Below are 13,645 nucleotides of genomic sequence, written 5' to 3' on the forward strand. Positions count from 1 at the left end.
GGAGGTCAACCGGTCCGGCCGCTTGTCGCCGCCGGATCGGTTCGCGTCAGGTCGACATCGAGTTCAGTCGGGGACGTTGGCGCCGTAGCCGAGGTCACGCAGCGCCCGCTTGATCTTGGTGTGGGCTTCGTCGAGAGATTCGGGGGTCGGGTTGTGGTCGGCGCCGGAGATGTCGAAGTTGCCCATGGTGAACGCCGGGAACACGTGGACGTGCAGGTGCGGGACTTCCAGACCGGCGATCAGCAAACCGGCGCGCGGTGCGTCCCACGCTGTGCGTACCGCCTGGCCGATCTTCTGGGCGACGCTGGTGAGCCGACCGAAGAGGTCCGCGTCGATGTCCTGCCATTGATCGATCTCTTTACGGGGGACCACCAGCGTGTGGCCCGGAGTGACCGGTGCGATGGTGAGGAACCCGACAAACTCTTCGTCCTCCCAGACGAACCGTCCTGGGAGCTGACCGGCGATGATCGCGCTGAAGACAGAAGCCATATCCCGCAGACTAGACCGGTTCGTTAGCGCGGGCGCCCGCGCCGCACCCCGCGTTACACCGCCACGAAGTGCGACAGGATGCCCTGCACCTCGTAGATGTCCACCTGTCGGTTGAACCTTTTCTGCAGCGGCTCGTCGGTCCCCGAGATCCAGATGGCCAGTTCCGCGTCCAGATCGAAGGTGCCCGCGGTCTCCACCGAGAAGTGGGTGATCGCGCGATAGGGGATGCTGTGGTAGCTCACCTTGCGACCGGTGACGCCTTGCTTGTCGATCAGGATAAGGCGGCGGTTGGTGAACAGCATGGCGTCGCGAACCAGCAGATACGCGGCGTAGATCTGTTCCCCGTCGCCGAGGAGTCTGGTGTACTCCTGTTGCGCCTGACCCGGATCGATCCGTCCGGCATTGCCCATCAGTCCGTCGATCAGACCCATCGTCAGCACATCCTTCGGGTACTCCGGTGTGATCGGTGCGAGCGGTGCGCGCCCACATCCGTTGTCCCACCCATCATCCCCCGGGCCAGGGCCGGTAGCGGGTAACCAGGACAACCGGCTCGTTTAGGCTGTCTGCCGTGCGCGTACTCGTCATCGGTTCCGGAGCCCGTGAACATGCCCTCGTCTTGGCACTGCGCCGGGACCCCGCGGTGAGCGCGCTCTTCGCCGCCCCCGGTAACGCGGGCATCGCCCAGCACGCGCAGATCCGCGCGGTCGACCCGTGTTCCGCCGAGGCGGTGGTCGGGCTGGCCACCGAGGTGGCGGCCGACCTCGTGGTGATCGGGCCGGAGGTTCCGCTGGTGCTCGGCGTCGCCGACGCGGTGCGCGACGCGGGCATCACCTGTTTCGGTCCGTCGGCCGCGGCCGCGAGGATCGAGGGCTCGAAGGCGTTCGCGAAGGATGTGATGGCCGCGGCGGGTGTGCGCACCGCGCACAGTGAGGTTGTGGACAACCCGGCCGACCTCGATGCCGCACTCGACCGTTTCGGCCCGACCTGGGTGGTGAAGGACGACGGCTTGGCCGCGGGCAAGGGCGTCGTGGTGACCACGGACCGCTCGGCGGCGCGCGACCACGGTGCCGAACTGCTCGAGCAGGGCCATCCGGTCCTGCTCGAATCGTTCCTGGACGGACCGGAGGTGTCGCTGTTCTGCCTGGTCGACGGCGAGACGGTGGTCCCGTTGCTGCCCGCGCAGGACCACAAGCGCGTCGGCGACGGCGACACCGGACCGAACACCGGCGGTATGGGCGCCTACACCCCGCTGCCCTGGCTGCCCCAGGAGACGGTCACCGCGATCGTCGACGACGTGGTGAAACCCGTTGCGACCGAACTCGTGCGGCGCGGCAGCGGATTCTCCGGCCTGCTCTACGCGGGTCTCGCGATCGGCGCGGCCGGTCCCGCGGTCGTCGAATTCAATTGCCGCTTCGGTGATCCCGAGACTCAGGCGGTGCTCGCGCTGCTCGACAGCCCGCTCGGCGAACTGTTGAACGCCACCGCCACCGGTACGCTCGCGCAGCTGGCACCGCCGCGCTGGCGCGACGGTTCCGCGATCACCGTGGTGCTCGCCGCGGAGAATTATCCGGGCCGCCCGCGGCTCGGCGACGCCATCGCAGGTGCGGCCGACGGCGCGCTCGACGCCGACGCCGCCGTCCTGCACGCCGGAACCGCGCTGCGCGACGATGGTGCGCTGGTCTCGGCGGGCGGTCGGGTGCTCAACGTCGTCGGTGTCGGCGCCGATCTCGCCGAGGCCCGCACGCGTGCCTACGACCGCATCGGCGCGATCAAGCTGCCCGGCAGCCACTACCGCACCGATATCGGCCTGGCCGCCGTCGAGAACCGCATCACCGTCTGATGCCGTCGCGGGTCGGTAGCGGCGCGGGCGCCGAGGGCCGCTGGACGGTATCGAACGCGCCGCTCAGCTGACGCTCAGCCCGCGCAGCGCCAGCCACTGCTGTGGATCGACATGCTGCCCGCCCTCGATCACCTCGAAATGCAGGTGCGGGCCGGTCGAATCACCACGGTTGCCCATCCGGGCGATCTGCATGCCCGCGGGCACTCGTTCGCCGACCGAGACGAAGAAGTCGTACATGTGGCCGTACACGGTGACGCTGCCGTCGTCGTGCCGGATCCGGACCCACAGGCCGAAGCCCTCGGCGGGGCCCGCGTCGATGACCGTGCCGTCAGCGACGGCGTAGATCGGGGTGCCGATCGGGCCCGCGATGTCGATGCCGTTGTGGAACGTGCCCCACCGAGAGCCGAAGCCGGAGGTGAAGAGGCCCTTGGTGGGCAGAACGAAGCCCCCGATACCGGGTGGGCGGGTCCCAGGCCGCACCGGTGCGCTTCCGGTCATCCATGGTTGGCGCTCGCCGGCGACCGCGGCGGCCGCTTCGGCCTTGGCGCGTTCCAACGTCGCGCGCGTGGCGGTGGCGACGACCGCCTGCTCGCGCAGCTGCTCGCCACGCGCGATCGCATTCAGCATCCGGTGCGCCGACGGCGGACTGTTCTGGATATGCGGGGGATAGGCGACGGCGACCCGCTGGGCCCGGCCCGGCGCAGGGGTGCGATCGGTGACCATCCCGGCGAATGACGTGTCGCTCGCGGCGAACACCGCGGCCGCCGCGAAACCGGCCAGCAGCACCTTGTGCTCGCGCAGCAGCTCGAGCACCATGGCGCTGGTGGGTCGCCGCCGCCAGATCGCACGCGGGTCGGGCCTGCGTTCCCACCGCTGGACCAGCAGCGCCCTGAGCGCCTTCGGTTCGGCTTTTCCGCTGGTCCCGACCAGCCGGTTCCCGGTGCGTTTTCGGTCACGCCATCGGTGTACAACGACGCCGACGCCGCCCACTCCACGCGCTCGGTCCAGCCCGGGTTGTCGAGCTTTCTCAAGCATTACGCCGACCATAACCCCGACCGCAGCGGATCGGGTGCTCTACCGTCTGTCGAGTGTCCAGAGAATCTCGCCGGTCGACCATTCCACCTTTCTACGTGATGGATGTCTGGAAAGCCGCCGCGCAACGGGCCCGAACACACGGTGATGTGCTCGTTCTCGCGGCCGGACAGCCGTCTACGCCGGCACCCGCGCCGGTGCTGCGTGCGACGAAACTCGCGATCGAATCCGAGTTATTCGGCTATACCGAGACTTTCGGCATTCTGCCGCTTCGCGAAGCGATCGCCGAGCATCACCGCGAGACCTACGGCTACCCGGTCGACCCGGACGACGTCGTGATGACGACCGGCTCGTCCGGCGCGTTCTCGCTGATCTTCCTCGCCGCGTTCGACCCCGGCGATACCGTCGTGGTCGCCCGCCCCGGTTATCCGGCCTACCGCAACACCCTCACCGCACTCGGTTGCCGTGTGCTCGAACTGGACTGCGGCGCCGAGACCAGATTCCAGCCGACCGTCGCCATGCTCGACGCCCTGCCGGAACCGCCCGCCGGATTGGTGGTGGCCAGCCCGGCCAACCCGACCGGCACGATGATCGCGCCGGCGGAGTTGGCCGCACTCGCCCGCTGGTGTGATGAACATGGCACCCTCTTGATCTCCGATGAGATCTACCACGGCATCACCTACGGCAGCGCGGGCGCGGACGACAGAACCTCCTCGGCGTGGGAGACCTCCCGCGAATCTGTGGTGATCGGCTCGGTCTCCAAGTACTTCTCGATGACGGGCTGGCGGCTGGGTTGGATGCTGGTGCCGAGCGGACTGCGGCCCGCGTTGCAGCGGTTGGCGTCGAATCTGACCGTCTGTCCGCCGGCCATCTCGCAGTACGCGGCGTTGCACGCGTTCGGCGCGGAGGCGAAGGAAGAACTCGACGGGCACGTCCGGCGCTACGCGATGAATCGGCAGTTGCTGCTGGACGGGCTGCCGAAGCTCGGGATCACCGACCTGGCTCCGGCCGACGGCGCCTTCTACGCCTACGCCGACATCGGCCATCTCACCGACGATTCCCGCGAGTGGTGCGCGGATGTGCTCGCCCACACCGGTGTCGCGCTCGCGCCCGGCATCGACTTCGATACTGTGCACGGACACCGCACGGTGCGCTTCTCGTTCGCCGGCGCCACGGCGGACATCGAGGCGGCGCTGCTGCGTCTAGGGCACTATCTCGGTGTTTGATCCGCCTATCGGGCAACAACTTTCCGCAGTTCGGCACCGTGGCCGCGCGGATGCGGTAAAACAACGGTGGTTGCTTTTCCTCGCTGATTTCCCCTGGAAGAACTGATGATGACTGGCACGATGGCACGGTGATCACCGCGACGACCCCGAAAGGTGAACGGCGTCGCCAGGCTCTGGTAGCCGCAGCCGCCGAGTTACTACTCGAAGGTGGATTCGATGCGGTGCGGCATCGTTCGGTGGCGACGCGGGCGGATCTGCCTTTGGCGTCGACCACCTACTACTTCGAATCGCTCGACGATTTGATCGCGCGGGCGGTCGAATTCAGCGGTAACGCGGAGTTGGACGCGATGCGCCGCCGGGTCGGCGAGGTGAGTCACCGCCGCCGCGGCGCCGAGGCCACGGTCGATCTGGTGCTGGATCTGCTGGTGGGGACCGACGGTCCCGATGAGGGCGCGCGCGGGCAGCTGATCGCCCGTTACGAGCGTTCGGTGGCCTCGGCGCGGCACCCCGAGCTACGCGAGGTCCAGCTACGCCTACGCGCGCAGCTCGACGAGCTGCTGGCCGACGTGTTGCGCCGTTCCGACCGCATGGTGCGCCCGGAACAGCTACGCAGGCTGGTCGCGGTGGTGGACGGAGCGGTGGTCGCGACACTCACCGAAATGGACCCCGAACCGCGGCGGATGGCCCGCGGCGCACTGCTCGAAGTGATCGATATCGTCGCCCCGGCGACGCCACAGCAAGCGGATCGGTTCCGGGCACTAGACTGACCGGCCGTGAGGCGGCGAAGCGAGCGAACCATCAACCCAGCGCCCGAGGGCGCGACGGAGCCGAGTGTCAGCGAGGCGCAGTCGTGAGTCTCGTCCCCAATGTCCTTGCCACCCGTTACGCCAGTCCCGAACTGGTGCACCTGTGGTCGCCGGAACACAAGATCGTACTCGAGCGACGGCTGTGGCTGGAGGTTTTGCGAGCGCAGTCGGAACTGGGCGTCGAGGTGCCCGCGCGAGTCATCGCGGATTACGAGCGGGTGCTCGAACAGGTCGACATCGCCTCGATCGCCGAACGCGAGCGGGTCACCAGGCACGACGTGAAGGCTCGCATCGAGGAATTCAACGCCCTGGCCGGCCATGAGCATGTGCACAAGGGGATGACCAGCCGCGATCTCACCGAGAACGTGGAGCAGTTGCAGATCCGGCTTTCGCTCGTGCACGTCTACGAGCACGGTGTCGCGATCGCCGCGCGCCTGGCCGAACGCGCCGCCGAGTACCGGGCATCGGTGATGGCGGGCCGCTCGCACAACGTCGCCGCGCAGGCCACCACACTCGGCAAGCGGTTCGCCTCCGCCGCCGATGAGCTGCTGATCGCGCTGACCCGGCTGCGGGAACTGATCGACCGCTACCCGCTGCGTGGCATCAAGGGCCCGATGGGTACCGCCCAGGACATGCTGGACCTGCTCGGCGGCGATTCGGCCAAGTTGGCGCGGCTGGAACAGCAGGTGGCTCGGCATCTCGGGTTCGCCACCGTGCTCACCAGCGTCGGCCAGGTGTACCCGCGCTCGCTCGACCACGACGTACTCTCGGCACTGGTGCAGGTCGGCGCCGGTCCCTCGTCATTCGCACACACCATCCGGCTGATGGCGGGCCACGAACTGGTCACCGAGGGCTTCCAGCCGGGTCAGGTCGGCAGCTCGGCGATGCCGCACAAGATGAACACCCGTTCCTGTGAGCGCGTCAACGGCTTGCAGGTGGTCCTGCGGGGGTATGCCTCGATGACGGCCGAGTTGGCGGGGGCGCAGTGGAACGAGGGCGACGTGTTCTGCTCCGTGGTGCGCCGTGTCGCGCTGCCGGACGCTTTCTTCGCCATCGACGGCATGATGGAAACCTTCCTCACCGTGCTCGCGGAGTTCGGCGCCTATCCTGCCGTCATCGCCCGTGAACTGGATCGCTACCTGCCCTTCCTAGCCACCACCCGCATCCTGATGGCGGCGGTCCGCCTCGGTGTCGGCCGCGAAACCGCGCATGAGGTCATCAAGGAGCACGCCGTCGCTGTCGCGCTCGCGATGCGGGAACAAGGCCGGGAACCCGACCTGCTGGACCGGCTCGCCGCCGACGATCGCCTCCCGCTCGACCGCGCCGCCCTGGACGCCGCGCTGTCGGACAAGTCCGTCTTCATCGGCGCTGCCGAAGACCAGGTCGCCGACGTGATCGGTCAGGTGCAGAAACTGGTCGAACTGCACCCGGACGCAGCTCGCTACACGCCGTCGCCGATCCTGTAGCGGGAGCGGGACTTCGCGAATCGGTTCTCGGAGTGATCGCCCACCTCGGGCGGTGCGCGTGCGCACATTCGTGGACAGCCGGCGAGCCGCTTAGGCTGCGGGTCGTGAATCCGTACACGATTTTCGCCGATATCGTTGCCGGGCGGGCGCCCGCGAGCCGGGTGTACGAGGACGACGATGTAGTGGCGTTCCTGGATATTCGGCCGATGACGCCGGGGCACCTGTTGGTGGTGCCGAAGGTGGCGGCGCGCAGTCTCGCGGAGCTGGATCCGGTCGTCGGGGGGAAGTTGTTCCAGGTGGGGCAGCGGCTGGCCGCGGCACTGCGGGCCAGTGTGGTGGACTGCGATGGCGTCAACTTCTTTCTCGCCGACGGGGTGACGGCGGGTCAGGAGGTGTTCCACGTACACCTGCACGTCATCCCGCGCACGCCCGGCGACGGGTTCGGGTTGCGCGGTCGTCCGACCAGCCCGCCGCGCGCTGATCTGGACTATCTCGCCGACTCGGTTCGCGGCGCGCTCGCGGAGCGCGAGTGATGGGCACCATGGTCGATACCCGCGAGCTAACGCGCGAGGGCACCCGCCGCCCAACTCGGATAGTCGGTGTATCCCTCCGCAGTACGTCCGTACAGCGTCTCTTCGCGAATCGGCGCAAGCGGTAGATCGTGCCGGAGACGATGAACGAGGTCAGGGTTGGCGATGAACGACCGGCCGAAGGAGACCAGATCGGCGTGACCGTCGGATAGCGCGCGCCGCGCGCCTTCGGCCGCTGTCGGTGCGCGGTTCTCGCCGATGTTGGCGATGAGCGTGCCGTGCCAGCGCGGGCGCAAGTCGCTCAACGCGGGGTACCGGTCGTTGTCGGCGAGGTGCAGGTAGGCGAGGTCGCGGCGGTCGAGTTCGGCGACAAGGGCCCGGTAGAGCGGCGCCGGATCGTTTTCGATCATGGCGAACTGCGGGTTGCCCGGGGAGAGCCGGATGGCGGTGCGCCGGGAACCGATGGCATCGGTCACTGCGTCGACGAGCGCCAGCGGCAATCGCATGCGGTTGCCGATCGAGCCGCCGTACTCGTCATCCCGCAGGTTGGTGTTGTCGGCCAGGAATTGGTGCACGAGATAGCTATTGGCGCCGTGGATTTCGACGCCGTCGAAGCCGGCCGCGACGGCGTTGATCGCGGCCATGGCGTGTTGGCGCACGATGGCCGCGATGTCCGTGTGGTCGAGTGCGTTCGGGTTGATCGGGTCGGCTGTGCCTCCGTCGATGAGATGTACCCGGTCGTCGTCCAGGACGGCCGATGGCCCCGCCGGCCAGGAGCCGTCGATCCGCGCCAGTGGATGGCCCTTGCGTCCACCGTGCATGAGTTGGGCGAAGACACGCCCGTCGCGCGTGTGCACGGCCTCGGTGACCCGCCGCCATGCCCGGACGTGCGCGGGTGTCTGCAACCCGGGCACCCACGCTTCGCTCTGCCCGGTCGAATGCGGCCAGATGCCCTCGGTGATGATCAGCCCTGCGGTTGCCCGCTGGGCGTAGTAATCGGCGACGTCGGCGGTCGGTGAGCCGTCGGGCAACGAGCGCAGCCGCGTCATCGGCGACATGACGATGCGGTTGGGCAGGTCGAGCACGTGGTTGCGGTATTCGGTCAGCAGCATGGCTGTACCGTAAAACCTGACATCAATGTCAGGTCAAGGAGTGACTGTGCGCATCGGTGAACTGGCCGCCCGGACCGGTGTGAGCGTCCGATCCCTGCGGTATTACGAGACGAAGGCTCTGCTGGGCTCCGAGCGGACCTCCGGCGGGCACCGGGACTACTCGGAGGCCGCCGTCGAGCGGGTTCGGCGGATCCAGGAGATGTTCGCCGCAGGGCTGCACAGCGACACCATCGGCGAGTTGCTGCCGTGCATCCACGACGCGGATGGCACCCCCAACGCGCGGGCAACGCCGTTTCTGGTGCAGAAGCTCACCGAGGAACGCGCCAGGATCGACCGCGCCATGCAGGATCTGCGCCGGACCGGCACGGTGCTGGACGGCATCATCCGGGCAGCGGGCGGCGAGGCACCCGAACAGTAGGGTGTAGGCCATGGCTCTCGACAGCGGAACGATCTCCGAACCCGGCAGCGGAACTCCCGTCTCGGCGGCGCCGATCGCCAAGACGGTGCCCACCGAGCGTGTGCATCACGGTGACGTGTTCATCGACGAGTACGAATGGCTGCGGGACAAGGAGAATTCCGACGTCGTCGCCTACCTCGAGGCGGAGAACGCCTACACCGAGGCACAGACCGCGCACCTGGGCGGGCTGCGCGACTCGATCTTCGACGAAATCAGGGCACGTACTCAGGAGACCGACCTGTCGGTGCCGACCCGCATGGGCGAGTACTGGTACTACTCGCGCAGCTTCGAGGGCAAACAGTACGGCGTGCACTGCCGGTGCCCGATCGCTGCGGCCGCCACCGGGATCGACGCCTGGACGCCACCGCAGCTGGAAGTCGGGACAGAGGTTCCCGGCGAACAGGTGCTGCTCGACAGCAATGAACTGGCCGAGGGCCACGATTTCTTCGCGCTCGGCGCTTTCTCCGTCAGCCACGACGGCAACCTGCTCGCCTACTCGGTGGACATCTCCGGCGACGAGCGATACGTGCTCCGGTTCAAGGACCTGCGCACCGGAGAGCTACTCGGCGACGAGATCGCCGGAACCGCGCCGGGTGCTACCTGGTCGCTGGACGGTACGCACGTCTTCTACCAGACGGTCGACGGATCGTGGCGGCCGGACACGGTGTGGCGGCACCGGCTCGGCGCTACCGATCCCGACGTCAAGGTGTTCCACGAGCCCGATGAGCGGTACTGGGTGAGCATCGGTGCGACTCGCTCGGAGAAGTACTTGGTGATCTGGGTAGGCTCGAAGATCACTACCGAGGGGTGGGTCCTCGAATCCGACAACCCCGAGGGCGAATTCCGGGTGCTGCTGCCGCGCCGTGACGGCGTCGAGTACTCCGCCGAACATGCGGTGATCAGCGGCGAGGATCGATTCCTCATCCTGCACAACGACGTCGTGGACGGGGTGAAGGCGGAGAATTTCGTGCTCGCCGAAGCGCCGGTCGACGACCCGTCGGCCATGACGTTGCTGATCGGGCACCGCGACGATGTGCGACTCGAGGATGTCGACCCGTTCCGCGACCACCTGGTGCTCAGCTACCGGCGCGAGGCGCTCACCCGGATCGCGGTGTGGCCGCTGACCGAATCCGGTTACGGCGAGCGCCGGGAACTCGAATTCGGCCTGGAGCTCTTCGCGGTCGGCACCGGCGCCAATCCGGAGTGGGAGCAGCCGACCCTGCGAATCGGCCTGACCTCGTTCATCACGCCGATGCGGGTATTCGACTATGTCCCAGCCACCGGTGAACTGCTGTTGCGCAAAGAGCAGCCGGTGCTCGGCGGCTTCGACGCGAACGACTATGAACAGCGTCGAGAGTGGGCGATCGCCGAGGACGGCACCCGCATCCCGATCTCGCTGGTGCGCAGGAAGAACGCGGCAACTGCCGCGCCGAAGCCGTTGCTGCTCTACGGTTACGGCTCGTACGAGGCGAGCATGGACCCTTCGTTCTCGGTGTCGCGGCTGTCACTGCTGGACCGCGGCGTGGTCTTTGCTGTCGCGCATGTGCGCGGCGGCGGCGAGATGGGCAGACTCTGGTACGAGAACGGCAAGACGCTCACCAAGAAGAACACCTTTACCGACTTCGTCTCCTGCGCCCGGCATCTCATCGAGTCCGGCATCACTGCCGCGGACCGGGTGGTTGCCGACGGAGGTAGCGCGGGTGGCCTGCTCATGGGCGCGGTGGCGAATCTGGCACCCGAACTCTTCGCGGGCATCCTGGCCAATGTCCCGTTCGTCGACCCGCTCACCTCGATCCTGGACCCGTCGCTTCCGCTCACCGTCATCGAATGGGACGAATGGGGAAACCCACTGGCGGACAAGGATGTCTACGAGTACATGAAGTCCTACGCGCCCTACGAGAACATCGAGGCCAAGGACTACCCGGCGATCTTGGCCATCACCAGCCTGAACGACACCCGCGTGCTCTACGTCGAGCCCGCTAAATGGATCGCCAAACTGCGGGCCACCAAGACCGGCGACTCGCCGCTGCTGCTCAAGACCGAGATGAGCGCGGGCCACGGTGGGGTCAGCGGACGCTACGAGAAGTGGAAAGAAGTGGCGTTCGAGTACGCCTGGGTGCTCGACAGGGTGGGTCGCGCCGACACGTAAGCACGGGAACCGGTGGTGGTCGGCGGTCGAGGTGTCGGAGAGAGTTCGTCGCGTGGTCATGCGGGCTGCACGTGGCAGACATGTGCGGCCGGCACCGTTGGTTCATGAACGCTGAGCTGATCGTGTCGGTATCCGGGATCAGGGATACCACCCGGGACACAGCGATGGGATTCGCCGAGGAGATGGATCGGCGCGGTGTGCCGCTGTCGCTGCTGGTCGCGCCGCGATTGAAGGGCAAATACCGGTTGGTCGACGACCCGGCGACCCAGGCGTGGTTGCGCGGGCGCCGGGCCCGTGGCGACGCGATCGTGCTGCACGGTTATGACCAGGCGGCCACCAAGCGGCGTCGAGCCGAGTTCGCCACTGTGCCCAAGCATGAGGCGCGGCTGCGGCTGACCGCGGCCGATCGGGTGCTCGAGCAGGTAGATTTGCGGACCCGTCTGTTCGCGGCCCCTCGCTGGGATGCCTCGACAGGCGCGCTGGACGCGCTGCCGGAGGTCGGTTTCCGGCTCGCGCTCGGCCGTACTTCGATCCTCGATCTGCAGCGCAATACGGCGCAGAAATCCTGGGTGTACGGCATCGGGGAGGGCTTTCGCGCCGAGCCGTGGTGGTGTCGCGCGCTGGTGCTGGGCGCCGCCCGCACCGCCCGGCGTGGGGGTGTGCTGCGCCTGGCTGTTTCGGCCGCGCAACTGGCCCGTTCCGGCCCGCGCCAAGCCATGCTCGACGCGGTCGATCTCGCGCTGTTTCACGGCGCGGCCCCCCAGACCTACCGTTGGGAGCCTTTCGCGGTGCTGCGAGCCGCTTGAACAACCCATTGCCGCCGATATCACGGGGCACGGGAACTGTCTGTGGCGGATCGACACGCCGTAGGCCGCCGATCGGCGTCGCCGCCCGAAACGGCGTAATCGGGCGGCGACGAGCGATCGTGGGTCAGCGCGGCGGGGTCGACGTGGTCGGTACAGCGGCCGTGGCGTCGTGGGTGAAGCCGCCGGCGTCCTCGCGAGTGAGCGATGTCGAGAATGGGCGCCGCTGCAACTGGTTCATGCAGCGAACCAGGTCGGCGAGCAGCAGATCGGCCATGTCGATGGTGAAGCCGTGCCGCAGCACCGCGCGCATGATCGTCTCGTCGTCCCGGTCGGCGGGCAGCGGATACGCGGCGATCAGCCAGCCCCTGGTGCGCAGCCGATCGGACAGGTCGTAGAGATTGAACCCGGGATCCTCGCTCAGCCGCCAGGACACCGCGGCGATGCCACGCTGCGGGTCGCCGTCGTGGATCATCTCGAAGATCCCCAGCCCGCGTAAGCCGGCAGCCAGGTGCTGTGCCACCCGGTAGGTCGCGGACTGCACCCTGGCGTAGCCGGTCCGGCCGAGCCGGATGAATTCGTAATACTGCGTGATCGCCTGCCCGCCCGGTCGGGAGAAATTGAGGTTGAAGGTGGCCATGCTGCCGCCGAGATAGTCGACGTTGAAGATCAGTTCCTCGGGCAGGTCACTCGCCTCGCGCCAGATCGCCCAGCCCGAGCCGAGCGGCGCGAGCCCGGTCTTGTGGCCGGAGGCGTTGATCGACTTGACCCTGGCCAATCGGAAGTCCCAAATCAGGTCCGGCGCGGTGAACGGGGCGAGAAAGCCGCCGCTGGCCGCGTCGACATGGAGCGGGACGTCCAGGTCAGTGGTCTCCTGCAGTTTGTCCAGCGCTGCGCTGATTGCGGCGACGTCTTCGTACAGTCCGGTGAAGGTTTGGCCGAAGGTCGCCACGACCATGATGGTGTTGTCGTCACAGTGGGCGGCGATGTCGTCGGGATGCATGGTCAGGCGGTCGCCCCGCAGCGGAATCTGTCGAATCTCGACGTCGAAGTACCGCGCGAATTTTTCCCAGCAGACCTGAACCGGCCCACAGACGAAGTTCGGCGTTCCGGTGCCGCCGCGCTTTCGCCACCGGAATTTGGCGGCGAGCCCGCCCAACATGGCCGCCTCACTGGACCCGGTGGTCGAGGTGCCGTGCGTCGTGGCCGGATCCGGCGCGCGCCACAGGTCGGCCACCATCCGGACGGCTCGGCGCTCCAGCTCGGCGGTCTGCGGGTACTCGTCCTTGTCGACGATGTTCTTGTCCAAGGACTCGGCCATCAGCCTGCGAGCCTGGTCATCCACCCAGGTGGTGCAGAAGGTGGCCAGGTTCGTCCTGGAGACGCCGTCGAGCATCAACTCGTCGTGCACGATCTCATAGGCGACCTGCGGGACCAGTTCGTGCTCCGGAAATCCGCGCTTCGGTGCGGTCCGGCTCAGCCCTGGGAGCGCGAAAAGGTCGTCGGGTCCTTCGGTGTCGGGCATGGGTACGGCCTCCCGATTCGGCTTGTCTGGTATGCCTGTGCGGGCGCCGGAATCGGGGATCGGTTCCGGCAGGGCTTGCCGTGCGTTGATCGACTTTCGAGGATGCCGGTTGGTCGCCGACACTCGGTGAGATCAGCTTGACACAGTGCGGTCGGGTCGCGGCCTGGTTCCTGTATTCGCGGGACAGGCTTCCTCACCCAATATCCGGTG

Annotated in this window: 13 protein-coding genes; 8 read left to right on the forward strand and 5 right to left on the reverse strand. The window is 67.6% G+C overall.

The window, feature by feature from the left end:
* Positions 1-63: 63 nt before the first annotated feature.
* Entirely contained in the window at positions 64-489 is a 426-nt protein-coding gene (locus AB0C34_RS12600; protein ID WP_357070549.1) for an HIT family protein, read from the reverse strand.
* A 53-nt stretch (positions 490-542) separates the two neighbouring features.
* Positions 543-920 carry a PH domain-containing protein gene (locus AB0C34_RS12605; protein WP_357070552.1) on the reverse strand — a complete coding sequence of 126 codons (378 nt, stop codon included), beginning with the start codon at positions 918-920 and terminating at the stop codon, positions 543-545.
* Positions 921-1,057: 137 nt separating this feature from the next.
* Between AB0C34_RS12605 and purD the strand changes: the two genes are divergently transcribed.
* Positions 1,058-2,329: a phosphoribosylamine--glycine ligase gene (purD, locus tag AB0C34_RS12610; RefSeq protein ID WP_357070555.1), complete on the forward strand. Its 1,272-nt coding sequence runs from the start codon at positions 1,058-1,060 to the stop codon at positions 2,327-2,329.
* 63 nt (positions 2,330-2,392) lie between these two features.
* On the opposite strand, the gene AB0C34_RS12615 is transcribed toward purD, so the two are convergent.
* Positions 2,393-3,364, reverse strand: coding sequence for a M23 family metallopeptidase (locus tag AB0C34_RS12615; RefSeq protein WP_357070558.1), 972 nt, complete (start codon positions 3,362-3,364; stop codon positions 2,393-2,395).
* A 53-nt stretch (positions 3,365-3,417) separates the two neighbouring features.
* On the opposite strand from AB0C34_RS12615, the gene AB0C34_RS12620 reads away from it, so the two are divergent.
* The 4 genes from AB0C34_RS12620 (at position 3,418) to AB0C34_RS12635 (ending at position 7,392) form a co-directional block, all read left to right on the forward strand.
* Complete coding sequence (locus tag AB0C34_RS12620; RefSeq protein WP_357070561.1) at positions 3,418-4,587, forward strand: pyridoxal phosphate-dependent aminotransferase; 1,170 nt, start codon at positions 3,418-3,420, stop codon at positions 4,585-4,587.
* A gap of 128 nt (positions 4,588-4,715) precedes the next feature.
* On the forward strand, positions 4,716-5,354 hold the full coding sequence (locus AB0C34_RS12625) for a TetR family transcriptional regulator (protein WP_357070564.1): 639 nt from the start codon (positions 4,716-4,718) through the stop codon (positions 5,352-5,354).
* An 83-nt stretch (positions 5,355-5,437) separates the two neighbouring features.
* On the forward strand, positions 5,438-6,859 hold the full coding sequence (gene purB, locus AB0C34_RS12630; RefSeq protein ID WP_357070567.1) for an adenylosuccinate lyase: 1,422 nt from the start codon (positions 5,438-5,440) through the stop codon (positions 6,857-6,859).
* A 104-nt stretch (positions 6,860-6,963) separates the two neighbouring features.
* On the forward strand, positions 6,964-7,392 hold the full coding sequence (locus tag AB0C34_RS12635) for an HIT family protein (RefSeq protein ID WP_357070570.1): 429 nt from the start codon (positions 6,964-6,966) through the stop codon (positions 7,390-7,392).
* A 26-nt stretch (positions 7,393-7,418) separates the two neighbouring features.
* On the opposite strand, the gene AB0C34_RS12640 is transcribed toward AB0C34_RS12635, so the two are convergent.
* Positions 7,419-8,501 (reverse strand): alkene reductase, encoded by a 1,083-nt coding sequence (locus tag AB0C34_RS12640; protein WP_357070573.1) that lies wholly within the window; start codon positions 8,499-8,501, stop codon positions 7,419-7,421.
* Between the two features lie 46 nt (positions 8,502-8,547).
* Between AB0C34_RS12640 and AB0C34_RS12645 the strand changes: the two genes are divergently transcribed.
* The 3 genes from AB0C34_RS12645 (at position 8,548) to AB0C34_RS12655 (ending at position 11,913) form a co-directional block, all read left to right on the forward strand.
* The gene (locus tag AB0C34_RS12645; protein ID WP_357070576.1) at positions 8,548-8,919 is read left to right on the forward strand and encodes a MerR family transcriptional regulator; all 372 of its coding nucleotides are present in this window, start codon (positions 8,548-8,550) and stop codon (positions 8,917-8,919) included.
* A 10-nt stretch (positions 8,920-8,929) separates the two neighbouring features.
* Positions 8,930-11,107, forward strand: coding sequence for a S9 family peptidase (locus tag AB0C34_RS12650; RefSeq protein WP_357070579.1), 2,178 nt, complete (start codon positions 8,930-8,932; stop codon positions 11,105-11,107).
* 104 nt (positions 11,108-11,211) lie between these two features.
* On the forward strand, positions 11,212-11,913 hold the full coding sequence (locus tag AB0C34_RS12655) for a DUF2334 domain-containing protein (RefSeq protein ID WP_357070582.1): 702 nt from the start codon (positions 11,212-11,214) through the stop codon (positions 11,911-11,913).
* 124 nt (positions 11,914-12,037) lie between these two features.
* On the opposite strand, the gene AB0C34_RS12660 is transcribed toward AB0C34_RS12655, so the two are convergent.
* Positions 12,038-13,435, reverse strand: coding sequence for a glutamate decarboxylase (locus tag AB0C34_RS12660; protein ID WP_357070585.1), 1,398 nt, complete (start codon positions 13,433-13,435; stop codon positions 12,038-12,040).
* Positions 13,436-13,645 lie beyond the last annotated feature (210 nt).

It is taken from the genome of Nocardia sp. NPDC049220, from assembly GCF_040647855.1.
In the GTDB taxonomy this organism is placed as follows: domain Bacteria; phylum Actinomycetota; class Actinomycetes; order Mycobacteriales; family Mycobacteriaceae; genus Nocardia.